At 35.3% G+C, this 21350-nt stretch carries 15 protein-coding genes; 6 read left to right on the top strand and 9 right to left on the bottom strand.

What is annotated here, in order from left to right; genetic code table 11:
* Positions 1-352: 352 nt before the first annotated feature.
* A complete protein-coding gene (locus K9V48_RS11805) occupies positions 353-1345 on the bottom strand; it encodes a LacI family DNA-binding transcriptional regulator (protein ID WP_224139195.1) in 993 nt (330 codons plus the stop codon).
* Between the two features lie 997 nt (positions 1346-2342).
* Between K9V48_RS11805 and K9V48_RS11800 the strand changes: the two genes are divergently transcribed.
* The 5 genes from K9V48_RS11800 to K9V48_RS11780 all read left to right on the top strand — a co-directional run bounded on the left by K9V48_RS11800 (position 2343) and on the right by K9V48_RS11780 (position 10252).
* On the top strand, positions 2343-4121 hold the full coding sequence (locus K9V48_RS11800; protein WP_224139194.1) for a sensor histidine kinase: 1779 nt from the start codon (positions 2343-2345) through the stop codon (positions 4119-4121).
* A gap of 78 nt (positions 4122-4199) precedes the next feature.
* On the top strand, positions 4200-5378 hold the full coding sequence (locus tag K9V48_RS11795; protein WP_224139193.1) for a response regulator: 1179 nt from the start codon (positions 4200-4202) through the stop codon (positions 5376-5378).
* A gap of 52 nt (positions 5379-5430) precedes the next feature.
* Positions 5431-6714, top strand: coding sequence for an ABC transporter substrate-binding protein (locus K9V48_RS11790; protein ID WP_224139192.1), 1284 nt, complete (start codon positions 5431-5433; stop codon positions 6712-6714).
* Positions 6715-7040: 326 nt separating this feature from the next.
* Entirely contained in the window at positions 7041-8501 is a 1461-nt protein-coding gene (gene sacB / locus K9V48_RS11785) for a levansucrase (RefSeq protein WP_224139191.1), read from the top strand.
* 170 nt (positions 8502-8671) lie between these two features.
* Entirely contained in the window at positions 8672-10252 is a 1581-nt protein-coding gene (locus K9V48_RS11780) for a glycoside hydrolase family 32 protein (protein WP_224139202.1), read from the top strand.
* A gap of 259 nt (positions 10253-10511) precedes the next feature.
* Here K9V48_RS11780 and rlmD read toward each other — a convergent pair whose 3' ends face one another.
* From rlmD to K9V48_RS11755, 5 genes are all read right to left on the bottom strand, one after another.
* Positions 10512-11894: a 23S rRNA (uracil(1939)-C(5))-methyltransferase RlmD gene (gene rlmD / locus K9V48_RS11775; RefSeq protein ID WP_224139190.1), complete on the bottom strand. Its 1383-nt coding sequence runs from the start codon at positions 11892-11894 to the stop codon at positions 10512-10514.
* A 252-nt stretch (positions 11895-12146) separates the two neighbouring features.
* Positions 12147-13058: a diacylglycerol kinase gene (locus tag K9V48_RS11770; protein WP_224139189.1), complete on the bottom strand. Its 912-nt coding sequence runs from the start codon at positions 13056-13058 to the stop codon at positions 12147-12149.
* A 347-nt stretch (positions 13059-13405) separates the two neighbouring features.
* Complete coding sequence (locus K9V48_RS11765; protein WP_224139188.1) at positions 13406-14404, bottom strand: inorganic phosphate transporter; 999 nt, start codon at positions 14402-14404, stop codon at positions 13406-13408.
* 19 nt (positions 14405-14423) lie between these two features.
* Positions 14424-15044 (bottom strand): DUF47 domain-containing protein, encoded by a 621-nt coding sequence (locus K9V48_RS11760; protein WP_224139187.1) that lies wholly within the window; start codon positions 15042-15044, stop codon positions 14424-14426.
* Between the two features lie 381 nt (positions 15045-15425).
* Entirely contained in the window at positions 15426-16562 is a 1137-nt protein-coding gene (locus tag K9V48_RS11755) for an AI-2E family transporter (RefSeq protein WP_224139186.1), read from the bottom strand.
* Between the two features lie 393 nt (positions 16563-16955).
* Between K9V48_RS11755 and K9V48_RS11750 the strand changes: the two genes are divergently transcribed.
* Complete coding sequence (locus K9V48_RS11750; protein ID WP_224139185.1) at positions 16956-17513, top strand: tyrosine-type recombinase/integrase; 558 nt, start codon at positions 16956-16958, stop codon at positions 17511-17513.
* Between the two features lie 401 nt (positions 17514-17914).
* Here K9V48_RS11750 and K9V48_RS11745 read toward each other — a convergent pair whose 3' ends face one another.
* From K9V48_RS11745 to gatB, 3 genes are all read right to left on the bottom strand, one after another.
* Positions 17915-19210, bottom strand: coding sequence for a hemolysin family protein (locus K9V48_RS11745; RefSeq protein ID WP_224139184.1), 1296 nt, complete (start codon positions 19208-19210; stop codon positions 17915-17917).
* Positions 19211-19273: 63 nt separating this feature from the next.
* Positions 19274-19654, bottom strand: coding sequence for a MerR family transcriptional regulator (locus K9V48_RS11740; RefSeq protein WP_224139201.1), 381 nt, complete (start codon positions 19652-19654; stop codon positions 19274-19276).
* A 257-nt stretch (positions 19655-19911) separates the two neighbouring features.
* Positions 19912-21342, bottom strand: a complete 1431-nt coding sequence (gene gatB / locus K9V48_RS11735; protein ID WP_224139183.1) for an Asp-tRNA(Asn)/Glu-tRNA(Gln) amidotransferase subunit GatB — start codon at positions 21340-21342, stop codon at positions 19912-19914.
* Positions 21343-21350 lie beyond the last annotated feature (8 nt).

The raw sequence follows: 21350 nt of genomic DNA, 5'->3' as shown, positions 1-21350 counted from the left end.
TTCACAAAGATTTAATCACATTTACGCAAATAACACGGTTATAAAAAACTTAGAATGAATATGGTATCGGTTCCATAACAAAATAAAAAAATATGTTTATTTACTATACTTGGTAATGGAACCGGTTTCTGTTTTTTATTATAATTTTAGTTTTATCTTCTGTCAACGCTTTCTCTTCATATTCTTAAATTCCAAAATTATCAAATTAAACATAACAGAGATACTGTGTTTACCATTTATCTTCCGAAAAGGCCTATGCTGTTGGAATTTGTTGAAAAAACAACAAGGTGAAACTGCTATGAAAGTTTCACTTTGTCCCTCACTTGTTGCGAGATTAACAATGCATTTAAAACTATGTCGATTGTCGAACAATTAATTCTATCGGAAGCTCATAGTTTTTTATCTCCATTTCGTTATTTTCTAGCATCTCGATCATCACTTCTATTGATTTTTCCCCCATCTGATCTACTGGTTGCCGAATAGTCGTTAGCTTAGGATCTAGTATTTCTGCAATTGGCTGATCATCGAACCCAATGATTGCAAGGTCATTAGGAATTGTTAAACCCAGATCTTTTGCTTCAATTATTATTCCGCCCGCAATTTCATCACTTCCAGTAAAAATAGCAGTTGGACGATCATCCATCGCTTGAATCTGCTTTATTATCTGTTTACCATCTTCAATTGTATGCTGATTTATAAAAATCCATTTCGGATTGATCTTAATTCCTGCTTCATTTAATGCTTTTTGAAAACCTTGATTACGATCTTTACCTTTCCCCTGCTCATCAAACAATCCACCTGTGCAGTAAGCAATTTTTTGATGGCCCCTTTCAATTAAATGCTTAACGCCTAAATATGCCCCTTTGATTTGATCTAAACGGATCATTGGAACAATTGCTTGATTTACGTAATCATTGCATAACAAAATAGAACCGTATTCGTTATACGACTCTATAATTTCCCAATCATTTTCGATTGAAGTCATAATAATTCCATCTACTTGCTTTGTTTTTAATAAGTTTAAAAATGCTAATTCTTTTTCTTTATCTTCATTACTTTGGCAAATCAACACTTGGTGTCCCTTTTTATAGGCAGCCTGTTCAATAGAATTCACTAAATACGAAAAGAATGGATTCACAATTCTAGGTACAATGACACCTATTGTTGTAGTTAACTGTCCTCTTAGCCTCCTTGCGGAAGGATTGGGTGTGTAACCAAGCTCTTTCATTGCCTTAAGTACTAATTCTCTCTTATTGTCCGAAACATACTGATGATTATTTATTACACGAGAAACTGTTGTTTTCGATAATCCTGATAATTTTGCAACATCTGATATTGTAGCCACTTGTTTATCACCCCACTGTCAAAATAAACATGAAATCATTTTCATAATCATTTTACTTTAGCAAAGAAACATATTGCAATGGATTATATGTTATCTAAATATTTCGAAAATATAATTAAGGACTACTTAAAAGAATTGCCAAAGGTATATCTTTTATGTAGAAAGCTTTAATAGCGTTCATATTATCAGCATTAAACAAGTAAAACCAACTTATTGTAAAGTTAGTTTTATTTATTATATTCAACGGCGACTCTTTCCCTTTATACTTTTCAGAAAAGAAATCAAGAGCCTTATCCATGTGAAGAGGCTCTTTACTAACTGTTACATCTTTATTTACCTCTATAAGTTAATAGTGAACAACACTCAACATGTGTCTTATGCGGAAACATATCAACCGGCCGCACCTCTCTTTTATTTTAATACGAGTTGTGCTACGCACTCCACATGTGTTGACTGCCGATCACTATATTTAACCTACAATAGTTAGCAGATTTATGCATTTATAATACATAACTGCCGGACAATCCTCTTTTCATTCCATTGCCTCAAGCTAAACGATTTAATAACTCTTCATTATAACAATCAGCAACTACATTAGAATCAACGAGTAATTTGAAGGAATTGCAGGGCAAAAATTAAGATTATTACACCATTTAATCCAATCTAACTACTTTTTGTAAAAATTCAATATCTACTAGTACCTAAGATTCATTTTTCAAATCATGATAGGGATTTCATCTTTCAGAGTAACCGTTACCAAACTCAATTATAATAGGGAAATTGAGCATTTCCTGTCTTTAATTTCAATGATTTACCCTATGTTGACTAAATTAATCAAATAGCATTAGATTTTAATAATAGAGTAAGGGTAAAAGAGTGTTTGCCTCTTAAAGAGTTCTTATTAGTCGTTCATGATTCGTCATATCCAACCTTCTATTTATTTTTTTGTAAAAAGGCATGTTAATTTAGAATTCCTGAACGAAAGGAGCATTTTTAGATGAAAAGCATTCAAAGTCGCTTATTTCTTATGCTTCTTCTTTTTATCATCATACCGTATTTTTTATCTGTTTTTTTTATATATGGATATACAAAAGATAGAGTTGAACAGCAAGCACTTGAGGTCAGTAACAATCAAATGAATAAATTGTCAGAAGAACTGGAGCAATACTTTCAAGATATGATCAATCTTCCTTATATTCTTTATCGGAATCCTGACTTATTTCAGGTCTTCAGAAATGATAGTGAAGATTCAAGATACTCTAACCCAAACTCAAGAGAAAAAAGCATAGAAACTTTTTATCTTATGCGAAATGAAATCCGCCAAGTTCGTTTTTATCTTGATAGAAACAAAGAATCTTTTACCGCTTATAACGCTAAAGTCAGTGCTCCTAAATTGAAACCTGACTTATTAAACCAAGAATCAATTAAAAAACTTTATCAATCGAACGTAAACTATCTGATTGAGCCTCCTCATAAAATTGTAAATTATAATAATGCTGCCATTGTTCCTCAGTCGGACAACACAGTAGTTATGACGTTTCACCATAAAATAGTTGATGTGCTTTCAAATGAATTTCTCGGAATTATTACAATGGATATCGATCTAAATGGATATGCTCGGTTATGTAATACCCTCATTCAGAAGAATGAAGAATCTGTATTACTTGTTGATCCTAATGATCGTGTTATGTATGCAAGCGACGCTACTCTTATCGGTAAGTCTGTTCCACCTAGCTTACTAGAGCGTATCAATGCTACAGATATTGATTCGGGAGAAGATATTTTATTATCGAAAACTTTATCTGGATCACTAAAACAATGGAAACTAATTAAGATAACTCCTAGTCATTTTTTATTTCAAGATGCAAGACAGACTGCATTTATAAACATACTCGTTGGAATTGGAGTAGGTATGATGGGGTTGCTAATGATAGGTTTTGTTTCCTATAGAATCACTCGTCCAATTAAAATGCTTAGCCTAAAAGTGCGGTCTATTGAAGGTGGAAATATGAATGTCCCTTTTCATCATAAAAGAGAGGACGAAATTGGTCATCTTGAAAAACATATGAAGGATATGATGGACCGCATTAACCGCCACATTGAACGTGAATATAAACTAGACATTGAGAATAGAAAAAACCAATTTAGAGCACTAAAATCTCAAGTAAATCCGCACTTCTTATTTAACGCATTACAATCAATTGGTGCTGTTGCTCTACGTTCTCAGTCTCCAAATGTCTACCAATTAGTAACATCCTTATCCAAAATGATGCGATACTCTATCCGTGCCGATCAATGGGTCCTGGTACGCGATGAAGTGGATTATATACAAGCATACCTTTCCCTACAAATGGAGCGTTTTGGAAACAATTTAAACATTTCTATTAAACTAAACGAAGAAATTCAAAGAATGAAAATCCCAAGCATGATTATTCAGCCGCTTGTTGAAAACTTTTTTAAACATTGTTATGAAGAAGGATTCCAAGATGGGCACTTAAGCATATACGGAGAAATAAAAGGAGAAACTTTAACTCTAACAGTAGAAAATGATGGCTCAAGTGTCACACTCTCAAAGTTGCAATCATTAAGAGAAAATATTTACACCGCTCCTTATACAGGAACCTATTCACACGAACATATCGGTCTAAAAAACATACATGACCGATTGGTTTTAAACTATGGACAAAATGCAGGTCTAAAGCTAGATACGAAACAAGGACAAGGCTTTTTAGTTCAACTTGTCATTCCTCTAGAACCTAATGTATCAAACGATTAGCACACTTTCATTTATAACAACTCTATACAATTAGATTATTGTTACCTTAAAAATTTTTGATAAGGAGGCTGGAACTGTATGAAGGCTCTAATTATAGATGATGAGTTCAATGTCCGTTATGTTATTCGACATTTAGGACAGTGGAAACAACACGGGATCACTGATGTTTTAGAAGCAGCTAATGGAGAGGAAGCAAAAAAAATAATAGAAAGACAAAATCCGGAAATTATATTCACTGACATAAAAATGCCCGGAATAAGCGGAATCGAAATCATGGAGTGGTTAAACTCAATCGCTTATTCAGGCAAAGTTATTTTCATTACAGGCTTTGACGACTATTCATTTATGCGAAAAGCCATTCAGTGCAACAGTTTCGACTATTTATTAAAACCGATTGAAGCTGATCCATTCAATAATACCTTGTCAGCAGCCATTGAGTCCTGGCTGAGTGAAAAGGAAGAGCGTCAAAACAAAGAGAAAGGCGTACTCGAAGAGGTTAAAAGGTTTCGTATGAATCATGTCGTTACACAAGCTTGTTTAGGGGAACCATTCGAAGAATTAGAAGTCGCTTCATTTCTTCCCCTTGCAGATGAATACGATGTTACACTCATTTCCTTTTATCATATGCATCATTCAGAACCATACATTCAATTATTAGCTGATGAGCTCTTTAATCAAGACTGGGGAAACGCATTTGCGCTTCAGCATGATCAAAATCTTTGTCTTGTTATTTCTACACAAAGGCATTGGTTAGCGATTGAAGAATGGATTAGTCATCAATTTGACATTCCAGTTCGACTGGTTAGCGGGAAAGCGTTACGTTTATTTAATGAAATACCTAGGTTGTACCAAGTCTTACAAAAAGCGATGGATGATCAAAGATACCGCACGATACACCGTTTGAATGACTTGGATGATGCGCAGCGAATGCAAAACATTGTTGCTTATGTAGAAACGTATTATATGGAAGAACTAAGTTTAGAAAAACTGGCAAACCGGTTCTTCTTAAGTCGTGAACATATCTCAAGAAAATTTAAACAACAAACTGGAATGCCCCTATCAAAATACATTATGAATCTTAGAATTGATCAGGCAAAATCATGGCTAAGTGAAACAGATGAGAGTATATTATCTATTTCATTAATGCTTGGCTATAAAGATGAAAAATACTTTTCAAAGCTATTCAAAAAGGTAGTTGGGATAACACCATTTGAGTATCGAAACTTAGATAAAAAACTTGCATTGACAAGTAGATAGATTGAAATCATTTCCGTATTTATATCTTGTGAAACATACTTGGGGTGAGTTGATGAGAAAAGAGATAGTACACATATTATTAATTGGAACTCTGAGCCTTTCTCTTGCAGCATGTCAAAAAATTAATACGGAGCCGACAACGAAAGAGAGAAAAATTGCCGAACAAAAAATCACCTTAAATATAAGAAATCCTAAAGTGGAAATTTCAAAACAGTTCGAACAAATGGTAAAAGCTTATGAAAGGGAAAACCCTAACATAGATATTCAGATAGAAACTGTTGGTGGCGCAACTGATGATCTTGCCGATCTAGAAGCACAGATCGCTGCAGGTACAGGTCCTGATATTTTCACAAACATTGGATACGAATATGCGATATTATGGCGGAAATATTTAGAAAACCTTTCAGATCAACCATGGGTGAAGAATGCCTATAAGGATACATTATCCCCAATGACATTTAATGGAGAGATTTATGGTATGCCAGTTAACATGGAAGGATATGGCTTTATTTACAATAAGGATTTGTTTAAACAGGCAGGAATCAATACGATACCAAAAACGCTAACAGAATTAAGAGTGGCCTCAGAACAATTACAAAAAGCAGGCATTACTCCTTTTGCTAATGGTTATTACGAGGACTGGAAATTGGGGGTACTTCTTTTAAATATCGCGTTTGCTCAACAAGAAGATCCAAACACGTTTATAAAAAACCTCAATTCCGGTACAGAAAAAATCACCAATAATCAGCAATTCAAGGATATCATTGATTTGTTGGATTTAACAATAAAATATGGAAATGATAATCCGCTAACAACGGACTACAATATGGAAGTAAATTTGTTTGCAACAGGAGCTACAGCAATGATACTTCAAGGAAACTGGGTTCAGCCAATGATTGATCAATTATCGGCTGATATGAATATTGGATTTCTTCCAATACCTATTAATGATGAACGTAAAAATGATGCCTTGGTCGTTAGTGTCTCAAATTATTGGGTAGTAAACAAACAATCAACACCCGAAAAGAAAAAGGAAGCAAAAAAATTCTTAAACTGGATGGTTTCTTCCCAACAAGGACAAACATTTATGACTGAACAATTTAAATTCATCCCTGCTTTTAAAAATATAGAGTCTAACCACTTAGGTCCCCTTGCCAATGATACATTAGCATATTACAAAGAAGGAAAAACCATGAGTTCTAACTGGTTTCATTTTCCTGTCGGAGTAAGAGAAGAATTTGGATCTTCCATACAGTTATATGTCGGAAAACAGTTTCATCGCGATCAGTTACTGCAAGAGTTTCAGAAATCTTGGGATAGAGCTACTAGTCAGTAACCATGCTAACAACTATCCAAAGCAATCAGCTTCAGCTAAATGTTTGTGTAACGTAAGAAAGAAATTCAACTTAAGAACTGTATGAACCTCATGATCCATTATCACCTTAATCAAATGATATCGTCCATCCCCTTTGTCGGGGGGGGTTTTTCGTTAAAATCCCCCCTATATATCAATTTACGACTAAATTCTTATCAATCTATGACATATTCACAGAATCGTAACTACCCTATAATTCTATTTGTAGACAAGACACGGTGGCACTGGAGCCGTTTTCTGGTAAAGAACCATCGTGTAACAACTAAAATATTCTAGGAGGACGACCGATGAACTTTAAAAGATTTGCTAAACAAGCAACAGTCGTAACACTTAGTACAGCTATATTATTAGGTGGAGGAGAATCGCTGACTTATGCGAAAGAAAAAGACTCCCGTGATCACAATGAATCATATGGAATTTCCCATATAACACGTTCAGACATGCACAAGATCATTGAACAACAAGGTGATTCAAGATATACAGTACCTCAATTCGACGAATCTAAAATTAAAAACATCCCTTCTGCAAAAGGGTATGATGAGTTAGGTAACGTAATTGATTTAGATGTGTGGGACACATGGCCGCTACAAAATGCTGATGGAACAGTTGCAAATTATAATGGCTACCAAATTGTTTTCGGTTTAGCTGGGGACCCTGATAAAGGATGGGACACTTTTATTTACATGTTCTATAAAAAAATTGGTGACACAGGAATTGATAGCTGGAAAAATGCAGGTAGAGTGTTTAAAGATTCCGATAAATTCAAATCAGATGATCCTATCTTAAGAAACCAAGCGGAAGAATGGTCAGGTTCAGCTACTTTAACTGAAGACGGAAAGGTTCGTTTGTTCTATACAAACCGTCATGGCTGGGATCCAGCACACAACTTCTTCGGAAAACAAACATTAACAACAGCTCAAATCAATGTGTCTGAACAAGGTTCAAACACGTTGAAAGTAGATGGAATTGAAGATCACAAATCAATCTTTGATGGTGACCAGAAATTCTATCAAACGGTTGAGCAAGCTTTCGGAAATGGTGATTATTCTGATAACCATACATTAAGAGATCCTCACTATATCGAAGAAAATGGTCATAAATATCTAGTATTCGAAGCTAATACTGGAACTGAAACTGGATACCAAGGTGAAGAATCTTTATTCAATAAAGCTTACTATGGCGGAAGTAACGTTTTCTTCCAAAATGAAAAAAGCAAATTGTTACAAAGTCCTAAGAAAGATTTAGCTGAAATTTCAAACGGTGCTTTAGGTATTATTGAAATTAATGATGATTATAGCTTAAAAAGAGTTATGAAACCATTAGTTGCATCAAACACAGTAACTGATGAAATCGAACGTCCGAACATCTTTAAAAAGGATGGAAAATGGTACTTATTCACAAGTTCACGTGGATCAAAAATGACGATTGATGGAATTGACAATGAAGATATTTATTTACTAGGTTATGTATCAGATTCCTTAACTGGACCATACAAACCTTTAAATAAAACTGGACTTGTTTTACATCATGATCTTGATCCATATGATGTTACTTGGAACTACGCTCACTTTGCTATTCCGCAAGAAGGCAGTGATAATACAGTGGTAACAAGTTACATGACAAATAGAGGTTACTTCAAAGAGCACAAATCTACATTTGCGCCAAGCTTCCAGCTTAACATTAATGGCGACAAAACTTCTGTAGTGGAAAATAGTATCCTTGAACAAGGACAAGTAACAATAAAATAATTATAGAATTAATCAATACTTTTATCAGGTAAAGTAAAAAACACAAAAAGAAAATGCCAATAAATCAATTGGTATTTTCTTTTTATATAAAAGCAGCTTACCTTATTTTAATAGAAAAACAATAAGTGCGGTGAGTTTATTTGAACAAAAAAACATGTAATAAAAAATGGATGAAATCGTTGAATTTCATATTGATTGGATTATCTCTTATCATCGTCATCGGATTTTTGATTAATCAAATAAATAAATCAACGAACAAAAAAGAAGAAAATCCCCCCTCCAAGGAAGAGGAATCAACACCAGAAAATAATGAGCATTCGTATCGAGCTCAATATCACTTTACCGTACCGGATAAATGGAAAAACGATCCTCAGAGACCAATCTTTATTGATGGAAGGTACCATTATTATTATCTCTATAATCGTGATTATCCAAATGGGAATGGCACAGAATGGCGGCATGCGACTTCAGTAGATTTATTGCATTGGAATGATGAAGGCGTTGCTATTCCCAAATATACGAATAAAAATGGAGATCCATGGTCAGGCTCAGTCGTGATAGACAAGGAAAATACAGCAGGGTTTGGAAAAGGTGCTTTCATCGCAATTGTGACACAACCTTCTGCAGATGGCGGCAAGCAGGAACAATTTCTATGGTACAGTAAAGACAAAGGGAAGACGTTTACCTCTTTTAGCGATAAGCCGATTATGCTAAATCCAGGCACACACGATTTTAGGGATCCTAAAATCATTTGGGATAGCAGAGATCATAAATGGGTAATGGTCATGGCGGAAGGATCCAAAATAGGTTTTTACGAGTCTCACAACCTAAAGAATTGGCATTATATGAGCAGTTTTACTACAGAGAAAATGGGAATCTTAGAGTGTCCAGATCTCTATTTGCTGCGTGCTAATGATGGAACATTAAAATGGGTGCTGGGTGTCAGCGCAAATGGGAAATCAATTGATCAGCCAAATACTTATGCCTATTGGACTGGATATTTTGACGGTAAGGAATTTAACCCCGACCAGAATGAACCGCAATGGTTAGATCATGGCTTTGATTGGTATGGCGGTGTAACGTTTGAAGATGGAAAAGAAAGCGATAAATATAAAAAACGTTACGCCATCGCTTGGATGAATAGCTGGGCATATGCTCATAACACCCCAACATTGCAAGAGGACTTTAACGGAATGGATTCAATTGTTCGTCAAATTGAACTTAAGCATGAGGGAAACAATTTATACTATTTAGCCTCACAGCCAATTGAAGCTGTGAATCAATTAACAACTTCAATAGACTCTTTTAATCAAATTGAAGTAAATGGCTCCGAAACACTTGATGTCAAAGGCAATGTTTATCAATTAGAGGCAGATATCTCTTGGACAGAGATTAAAAATGCTGGCCTGCGGCTCAGAGAATCGACTGATCAGGAAAGCCATGTCGATGTTGGTGTATTTGTTGATCCACTACAACAATACTCTTATGTTAATCGATTGATGACCGGACACCCTGACGAAAGCAATCAAAATGTAGAAAGCAAAGCGCAATTTGATGGCAGCAAGCAGCAAGTTCACTTGAAGATACTTGTTGATAAATCTAGTATTGAAGTCTTTGTGGATGATGGAAGGATCGCTCATTCCAATTTAATATTCCCTGGAGCAAATGATCAAGGCATCACTCTCTTCTCAGAAGGCGGAACAGCGATCTTCAACAATATTGAGATCAAACACCTTGGATCGACCAAATGAAACAAAGCAGATAACCTTTTATGGTTTTCTGCTTCTTCATTTTGTATGTTGTTAAAATACTTCTTCCAAAATCACCTATCAGACCACATTCATAGTAGGCCATTATAATGAAGTTTACCTGAAAAACCCATTTTTATTTTTTAAAAAAATCATAGGCTGCAGGCTGACTTGTAGCAATATCCATCATTTCAAAATCCTTATTCTCCCTTGAATGGAAGAATGATCATGATCTTTCGGTTGGAGAACGTTTGTTAGTTGACTACACTTTTAAAACTAACTGAGCAACACACTCCACATGTGTCGTATGCGGAAACATATCAACCGGCTGCACCTCAACCGTCTCATAGCCACCTTGCTCAAGCACGTGCAGATCTCGAGCAAGTGTCCCGGGATTACAGGACACATACACAACACGATTTGGCTTCATATCCAAAATTGTCTTTAATAGTGACTCATCACAGCCTTTTCGTGGTGGGTCGACAACGATGACATCTGCCTTATTTCCTTGCTTATACCATTCTGGAATAACAACCTCCGCTTCTCCTACCGCAAATTCAGCGTTTGTTATTCCATTTAACTCTGCATTTCGTTTTGCGTCTTCAATCGCTTCAGGTACAATTTCAACACCGAATACATTTTTTGCTTTTTGAGCAAGGAATAGAGAGATTGTGCCGATTCCGCAATAGGCATCGATAACAGATTCCTTCCCCGTAAGCTCTGCATACTCTAGTGCTTTATCATATAACACCTTTGTTTGCTCAGGATTGACTTGATAAAAGGAACGAGCTGAGATCGCAAACGTTACGTCACCAATTTTGTCGTAAATGTATTCCTCACCCCAGAGAACCTTGGTTTCCTCACCAAAGATGACGTTCGTGCGTTTATTGTTTATATTTTGAACGATTGATTTTACGTTTGGGAATTGTTCAGTGATTTGTGTGATGATTTCTTGCTTATGTTGAAAGTCCGCTGTTTTTGTCACAAACACAATCATCATTTCTTTCGTAACAAGTCCATAACGCACCATAATGTGACGAAGCCAACCTTTATGCTTTTCTTCGTTATACGCACGGATGCCGTTTTTCTCACAAATTCTTTTTACAGCTTGAACCACGTCATCGTTTTCAGCTTGTTGGATAAGACATCTTTCCATATCAATGATATCGTGACTTCTCTTTTGATAAAATCCGGCTACAAGACCACCTTCTCGTTCACCCACAGGTACTTGAGCCTTATTTCGATAGCTCCAAGGATCATTCATGCCAAGCGTTGGATGAACCTTTACTTTGTTCAAATCTAACTTGCCAATTCTCGCAAGTACTTGCTCTACTTGCTTTTTCTTAAAGCTTAACTGGCCTTCATAGCTTAAATGTTGGAGTTGGCATCCTCCGCATTGAGCATAGATTGGACAGGGTGCTTCAATTCGATTTTCACTTTCTTCATATATCTCAATTAATCGTCCAAATGCAAAGCCCTTTTTCACCTTCGTTACTTTAATTTTACCACGTTCATCTGGGAGTGCATTTTCAACAAAAATAGGGAAGCCCTCAATTTTTGCCACACCTGCACCTTCGTGAGTTAAATCCTCAAAGGTTACATCGTAATATTCATTTTTCATAATTGGCGCTTGTAATTTTGACATGTTTTTCTTCCTTTTCATTCAAACTAGTATGACTCATTTTAACATAGTCGATTGACATTAAGAAAAGCGCAAGCGCCTTGATCAGCCTCGGGCAAATAAGCCACTCTTGAATAGAAGGTGTTTTTTACCTTCAATTCAAGAATGGCTTAGACCCAAGAGGGGCTAGGACGCTTGCGCTGGACAATTCTCGAAGCCAAAACTTATAAATTCTGATATTATAAAAAAAACTTGGCCACTATTCTGCCAAGTTGATTAGTCCTCCATTTGCCTTGCTTTGTCTGATGACACAATGAAATCAATATGCTGGTAGAGATTAACGAATTCACCGGGAAGCAGGCCACCGTATTCACCGTCTAAATTCAACTGCATTTTATCTTTATTCGTAACCTTTACCCGATTTGCTTTTGTATAAATGATATGGTCGTCATTTATATGATCTCCCCTTATCGCAAGGGTTGCAACGCGAATAAATTCTGCTAAGTTTGCCTTTTTTAAAATTAACAAGTCAAACATTCCATCGTTTAGCTTCGAATCTGGTGCAAGCCTTTCAAAGCCACCAACAGAATTCGTTAACGAAACTAGAAATAACATAATTTCTCCTTGAAAAAGCTTACCATCATATTCTATTTCCACTTCAGCTGGACGAAGTGATGGTAGCATTTCTACCCCTTTTAAATAATAGGCAAGTTGGCCGACCATTGTTTTTAATTTACTTGGAACCTCATAAGTCAGTTCTGTTAAACGGCCTCCACCTGCTATATTGATAAAATATTGATCGTTGACATGACCGATATCAATTTTCTTAGATTCGCCATTTAAAATAACCTCAACTGCTTGGGGAACATTATTTAACGGGATTCCAATTGCTCTTGCAAAATCGTTTGTCGTTCCAACAGGAATAACTGCAATCTTTGGTCTGTCCTCAAGCACTGCTATTCCATTTACTACCTCGTTAATTGTCCCATCTCCACCTGCTGCTACGATGAGATCGAAGCCCCTTTCAGCTGCCACCCTAGCTGCCTGAATTGCATCGCCTTCACAAGTTGTGGCATGACATGACGTTTCATAACCAGCTTGTTCGAATTTTTGTAACACCTCAGGTAAGTGCTTTTTAAAAAGCTCGCGTCCTGAAGTTGGATTATAAATAATTCTTGCCTTTTTCATCCCTATCATCCTATTTTCTATAAAAGATTATATTTTCCCTTTTTCACAAAAAGTAATGGTTCTCATCCACCCAAGTGTTATCTATATCCATAAGCGTGCCCAAATTTAACAATGACAAAACTGTCTAATCCTTTTTATGTCTAACTTATATTATCTCCATTTTTTTACGGAAATGCAAAGTTTTTAGACATCGATTATACCTATCCTTCTCTCATTGACAAACGTTGAAAAAGCAAAGACCTTTCAATAAATATATACAAAAAAATGACTTTACCTCCAGTAGAAGTAACGCCATCTTTTATAAATACCCAAACAAGCAAGGATTTATTTTGTTTCACTTAATTAGCTTAGAAAATTAAATTTAACAGTTGATAAACCACTGCGGCTAAAAGCGCAGTAATAGGTAGAGTAATGACCCAAGTTAGGACAATCTTCCCTGCAACTCCCCATTTCACGCCTTTAACTCTCTGTGCAGATCCAACCCCCATAATGGCTGAAGAAATAACATGTGTTGTACTTACAGGGAGGTGAATGAGTGTTGCACCAAAGATAATGATGGCAGAAGATAAGTCAGCAGCAGCACCGTTTACTGGACGGATTTTCATAATCTTCCCACCAACAGTTTTTATTATTTTCCATCCACCGATTGACGTACCAATCCCCATAGCTAATGCTGCAGAAATTCTAACCCACAGTGGTATATCATCGGAACTATGGTAGTTAGCAGCAATAAGAGCCATCGTAATGATCCCCATCGCCTTTTGGGCATCGTTTGTCCCATGAGTGAATGATTGCAAAGCAGCTGTGAAAATTTGAAATATCCTAAATCCTTTATTTGTTTTATATAAATTAGTATTTTTAAAAATAAGACCAAACAAACTCATCATAATAAACCCAGCAGCCAATGCAATGAACGGGGAAATGAGTAGTGCTTGCAAGATTTTAATAAAGCCTGAATAGTTCAAGATTCCAATTCCAGCAGCTGAAATTGCAGCTCCAGCAATCGAACCAATCAATGCATGGGAAGAACTACTTGGGATACCGTAATACCAAGTAAGTAGATTCCATATAATCGCTGCTACTAATGCAGCTAAAATGACAAGTGAACCATTTTCTAAAGCAAATGGATCGACAATGTCCTTAGTAATTGTTTTAGCCACACCAGTGAAAGTTATTGCACCAATAAAGTTCATCACTGCGGCTAAAATGATGGCTCTTCTTGGTGACAGAGCACGTGTAGACACAGACGTTGCAATAGCATTTGCCGTATCATGAAACCCATTTATAAAGTCAAATGCTAGCGCGCATATAACAACTAAAATCGTTAATATTAAAATTGTATCCATACTTTAAATTGACGCTCCCTTACGCATTTCGCATGATGATGGTTTCAATAGTATTTGCAACATCTTGACAACTATCAGTTACTTTTTCAAGCATTTCATAAATTTCTTTATACTGCATAATAATAATTGGATCTTTCTGTTTAGCAAATAAATGCTTAATCGACACTCTTAACAGTTCATCACATTTTGATTCGAGATCCTTTATTTCAATTGCATGTTTTCTCATATCTAATAGTTTTTTATTAGACAATAATTCCAGCGCCTTTGTTATTTCAAGGGTGCTACTGTAGATATAGCTGACGAATTTTTGTATGTATTCATCATGCTCCGTAATAGAAAACATTTCATAATAAGCCATACACTGTTCCATTCCATCGAGTACATCATCCATTTTCATTGCTAATTGTAAAATATCTTCCCGTTCAATCGGTGTGATAAAGGTCTTATTTAAATCGACAATCAATTCGTGAATATAAGTATCCCCTTCACTTTCGTAGCTCTTCATTTCTGTAGCGATTTCTTTTAAATCGCTGATATTATCGATTTTAAGATCAACTAGGTACTTGGCTGATTTTTCTACATTTCTAGCAACCAATAATAGTTTCTCAAAAAACACATCTTTTTTTGAACCAAACAACATTAGGAAACCCTCCAATGATACTTTCTATTTTTCTTCATCCACTGTCTTATTTTATTGGATTTTGTCGAATTTACAATATCTTATCAAAAAATTTACAAAGTCTTAACATTATATCGTTGATTTTTCTTTTTATATACCATAAAATATCCCAAAAACACCATAATTACTTAAAAAATATTCTACACCACTGAATTTTGTTGTTTATTCTACTCCGATGTCTCATAGCCTTGAGGTAAAAGTTATTATCTCCACCTATTTATAATAAATTCCCCCAAAATAAAAAGGCCAAAATCTACTTCATGATTTTAACCTTTCTGTTTAGAGCCTATTAATTTGCAAATCGTAAAATCGGATGAATCGAATCTGGCATTGACCAAGCTGTCACTCTTTATAAAGTTCACTTTTAGCTTTGAACCAGTCAAATAGATGTGTTGCAATAACCTTTAATACCGCATACCCTGGTACCGCCAAAATGATTCCGATTACGCCAAATAAATTTCCTGCAGTTAAGATAACAAAGATAATCGTGATTGGATGTATATGAAGATTTCTCCCCATAATTTGAGGAGAAATAAATTTCCCTTCAATAAGCTGAACAACTGTCCAAACAACAATTAGTTTTAGAAGCATGATTGGTGAAGTCACAATCGCAATAATTAATGCTGGAGTAATCGCAATTGCAGGTCCCAAATAAGGAACAACACTTGTAAATGCCGCAATTAAAGCTAATAGTGATGCATACTCAAGGCCGATTATTAAAAAGCCGATAAACATTAAAATACCTATACAAAAACTAACGATGATTTGTCCTCTTATGTACAGACTAATACTACTATTAATTTCCTTCATTACAGTAAATGACTGGTTTCGGAAAGTCACAGGTAAAAACGTTAGGATATATTTAGGAAGACTTTTCCCGTCCTTTAACAAATAAAACAAAATAAAAGGCATAATGATTAAGGCCAAAATAAAATCTTTTACTACCCCGACAAAAATCCCAATTCCCATCCATGTATTATTCACTATTTTGGATACATGATTTGAAATCGTATTAGCTAGATCAGGAACATTAATATTTAACGTATTTTGTGCCTCATTTACAAACTGACTGCCAACGATCTGTTTGATTAAAGCTTCCACATCTGCAGCATAAGCCGGAAAACTACGAACTAAACTCATAATTTGTTCTCGTAAAAAAGGGATAACAGATACAACGATGATGCTTAGTAAGCCTATAATAATAATATAGAGTAAAAGGATAGAATAAACCCTTTTCACCTTTAATCTTTCTAAATAATTAACGATAGGATTTAATAAATAATAGAGTACGGTTGCCATCATTATAGGCAATAAAACCGCTTTAAACAGAACCTTTATCGGTGTAAATATAAAAGATACTTCCCTAAAGATTAAAATATTAATCCCGATTAATAATAAAACCATTAAGAAAAGGACAAATTTATTATTCAAAATAAACCTTTTAAATATTCCACCCTTTGAGTGACGTGCATTCTCCATAAACCTTCCCCTTTCAAGCCCATAGCAAGTTAAATCTAAGTGACTAACTTCATAATGTTTATACATTTATCCCACTCTTAACGGGCAGTAAGACTCCCACCCCAGGATTCTGAGTGTACAAAAAAGATAGGTGGGAGGTAAGAGATGAACTGCCCGTAAAGGTCCGATAAGTGCGAACTAACCATTAGTGGGGGAAGAGAGCCCCCCACTGATGGAAGTCTTCTTTATAGTACCTTTAATCAATCAATGTTGTAAATCACGATGATTTTCTTGTACAATAGCTATTCTAATCCACTGACAGAAGTTTTTTTTGCCAAAAACTTAGCAATTTGTTTTAATGGAATATATTCCTGTTTTATCTTTTTACTATGTAACTTAAAGGAGCACTTTTCGATGAAAACCGTAGAAGCAATTAAAGATGAACAACAACTTCTATCTATAAAGTCTTATTTAGAGCGGCGCTCACCCCGTGATTACTGTTTGTTTATGTTAGGCATAAATACAGGAATTCGGATCCATGATTTACTGCATTTGTATGTAAAGGATTTTAAGAGCGAGGAAGATGAATACTATCATTACCTGCAATCTACAATCCATACGGATCCTCCCGTATATCTTAACTTATCGGTTCGTAACTCTTTAAAGTCGTGTATATCAAACGGAGCGCTAGATTTTAATGATTTCCTTTTTAAATCCAAAAGGACGAATGACCCAATTACTCGCCAACAAGCTTATCGCATTATTAATGAAGCGGCTAAACAAGCTGGTATTAATGATTCCATAGGCACACACACGCTCCGGAAGACATTCGGATACCATGCTTATCGAAAGGGAATAGCAATCTCACTCATTCAAAAAAGACTTCAACACTCTACTCCTTCTGAAACGCGACAATACATTGGAGTAGCTAACCAAACTAGAGTCCAGATTAAGCTTGATGTAAATTTATGAAAAATATCGATGGTTTTCTTGCAGGTCTATTATCCTTTCATATGCTTCATTTTACTTAAAGCTTATCATTTGATACTAGGTGGTTTACATTACTATTTTCTAGTAAACACCTGCAGTCATCGATCATTTGAATTTTTTCACTAAGGAAAGCATAGCATAAATAATTCATAGATTTGCACATGTTATGATTTTATTTAAAGATCGTCAAAAATGATGTGAAAGGAACGGAGCCAGTTAGTCCTAAATACGATCTTACAACTATGCCTATCTTTAAAGTAAGTAACGCCAGATGTACAAAATTCGGGCTAAAATAGAATCACATGATAAACACTGTTTTCGTTCATCTTATATTCGCATAAAAAATTCCGTTAACCAAATAAAAAAAGCCAAAAATGGCTTTTTTACACTTGTGTTACTTCTAAATATTGAATATGATGTCCATCAATTTCACGAACCTTGAATAAATATCCTTCAGATTCTATTTCTGTACCCGTTTTAGCATCAAAGTTTTGAGTGAGAAACCAACCACCAATTGTATCAATTTCTTTATCGGATAAATTAGTACCAAGTAAATAATTCACATCTCCAATTAATACTTTGGCATCTAAAATATAATGATTTTCCTTCAGTTTACGAATTTCTGGAATTTCATCATCATCGAATTCGTCTCTAATTTCCCCAACTATTTCCTCTAAAATGTCTTCAACCGTTACTAATCCAGATGTACCACCATATTCGTCTATTAAAATTGCTATGTGAGTACGTTCTTTCTGCATTTTCACTAATAAATCGTGGATCGGTATTGTCTCAATGACACGGATAACCGGATTAATATAGGATTCTAACTTCAAATCGTTTACACGATCCTGATTCATGACTTTCTCTGTTAGCAATTCCTTCATATTAATAAATCCTAGAATATTATCTTTGTCTCCATCCTCTACTGGATAGCGTGTATAGTTTTCTTTTGTTAAAATATCCACGACATCATCAAAAGTGTCATCAATAGAAATACTTACCATTTCAGTACGAGGAACCATTATTTCTTTCGCAATTCTTTCATCAAACTCAAAGATGTTATTGACGTATTTTAACTCATTTTGATTAATTTCTCCGCTCTTATAACTTTCAGACATTAAGATACGTAGCTCTTCTTCAGAGTGAGCTAATTCATTCTCAGAAGCTGGCTTTAAACCAAAAATACCAACTAATAAACGGGCAGAGCCATTAAGTACCCAAATGAACGGATACATAAGTCTATAAAACCAAATAATCGGAACTGCTGTATACAATGTAATAGTCTCTGCCTTTTGAATCGCAAGCGTTTTAGGCGCAAGTTCACCAACTACAACATGCAAAAATGTAACAATAGCAAACGCTATACCAAATGATAAAATGCTAGCAATTGATTCATTCAAATGGAAATACTCAAACAATGGATGTAAAATCTTTTCAAATGTAGGTTCACCTAACCAACCTATCCCTAACGCAGTAACCGTTATCCCTAATTGACAGGCTGATAAATATTCATCTAAGTGTGTTACTACCTTTTTAGCAGAGACAGCCCCTTTTTTCCCTTCAGCAATAAGTTGGTCAATTTTAGATGTACGTACTTTTACAATAGCAAATTCTGTTGCAACGAAAAACGCAGTAAAGGCAATTAATAAAGCAAGTAAAATTAAATTAAACGTGATCAATGAGTAGTCTTACAAGAGTAAGACGTACACCTCCTAGTATCGTTAGATTATTTCAGTTTATATTCAATTTACCAATAGCAACAATGTTTGGATTAACGAAAGACTTTCGTTGGATATTTGCTTTTTCATATCCGCTCTACTTTTCGGGTCATTCTTATCGAAATTGGCTAGTATATCAGATACATCTTGCTCTAACCCTTTAATTTTCAACCTTAATTCCTGAACATCTATTTCTTCTGCGTCTTTCTCTAACATTTTCTTTTTAATTTCATCTAAAGATAAACCGTTAGCTTTGCATTTTTCGATAAAGGTTAGACGTTCAATTGAAGAATGATCATAGTAACGATAATTAGAAGCAGAACGTTCTGCTTTCAATAAACCCATAGTAGTATAATAGTCAATCGTTCGTTTCGTTACATTAGTAAGTTCTGCTAATTCACCAATTTTTAGATTCTCTGCCCCATATCCTCACCCCAAAACTGTAACGTTATAGTTTATACTACTAATCATAATAAAAAATAAATAAAATAACAACTAGCAAATTATACTTTTTAAAAAATCAGATTTTAATTACCACCTTAGACAAAGAACAAAGGCGCTGAAGTTGAATGGCATGCGCTTATCCACAGTACAAGAATTTTATAGTTTCCTAAACGACCAAAAAAGCAGTGGAATTCGAGTTCCACTGCTTTTTCCTATTATTAACGCTTTTGAATTTCCTCCATTAATAGCTTATTCACCATTGGTGGGTTTGCTTGACCCTTTGTCGCTTTCATAATTTGACCGACGAGGAATCCAATTGCTTTTTGTTTTCCATTTTTAAAGTCGTCAACAGATTGCGGGTTCGCATCTAATGCTTCAGTAACAAATTTACGCAGCGTTTCATCGTCAGAAATTTGGACTAGACCTTTTTCTTTTACGATTTTTTCTGCATCTCCACCATTTTCAATCAGCTCTTTGAAAACTTGTTTGGCAATTTTAGAAGAAATTGTTCCATTTTCAATTAATTTGATCAAACTAGCTAAACCTTCTGCTGTTAAAGCTACATCTTTTAGCTCTTTTCCTTCAGCATTTAAGTATGCTGATACTTCACCCATGATCCAGTTTGAAGCTTGTTTTGCCTCCGCACCTGCATCTAATGTCTGTTCGAAGAAGTCAGATACTTCCTTTGTCATCGTTAATACTTGTGCATCATATTCTGGTAACCCTAGTTCAGCGACATAGCGTTTACGACGTTCATCCGGAAGCTCTGGAATAGAAGCCCTGATTCGGTCCTTCCATTCATCATCAATGTAAAGTTCAACAAGGTCTGGTTCTGGGAAATAACGATAATCGTCAGATCCTTCTTTTACGCGCATTAAGATTGTCTTTTTCGTTGCCTCATCATAACGACGCGTTTCTTGTTCAATGACTCCACCAGAACGAAGAACTTTCTCTTGACGTTTTTCTTCATATTCTAACCCTTTTTGAACGAACGCAAATGAGTTTAGGTTTTTCAACTCTGCTTTTGTACCGAATTCTTCCTGTCCCACTGGACGAAGCGAGATATTCGCGTCACAGCGAAGTGATCCTTCTTCCATTTTACAATCAGATACTTCTGTATATTGAATGATTGCTTTTAGTTTTTCCAAATATGCATATGCCTCTTCAGGTGTACGAATATCTGGCTCAGACACGATTTCAATTAGTGGCGTACCTTGACGGTTGAGGTCGACTAATGAATAGCCATCACCAGTGTGCAAAAGCTTACCGGCATCCTCTTCCATATGAATACGTGTAATCCCAATTCGTTTCTTTTCACCGTTTACTTCAATATCAATCCATCCATTTTCACCGATTGGCTTATCAAATTGAGAAATTTGGTATGCCTTTGGATTATCCGGATAAAAATAATTTTTACGGTCGAATTTCGTTTCAGTTGCAACTTCACAATTTAATGCCATACACGCCTTCATGGCAAAATCGACTACTTTCTTATTTAAGACTGGTAAGACACCAGGGTAGCCAAGTTCAACAACTGTTGTATTCGTATTAGGCTCTGCTCCAAAATGGTTTGGTGCACTTGAAAAGATTTTAGAATCTGTTTTTAATTCAACATGGACTTCAAGTCCGATAACCGTTTCATAGTTCATTGATTTCT

It is taken from the genome of Metabacillus rhizolycopersici, from assembly GCF_020075705.1.
The sequence above is the reverse complement of the archived record's forward strand: the minus strand, read 5'-3'. Positions and strand labels throughout refer to the sequence as shown.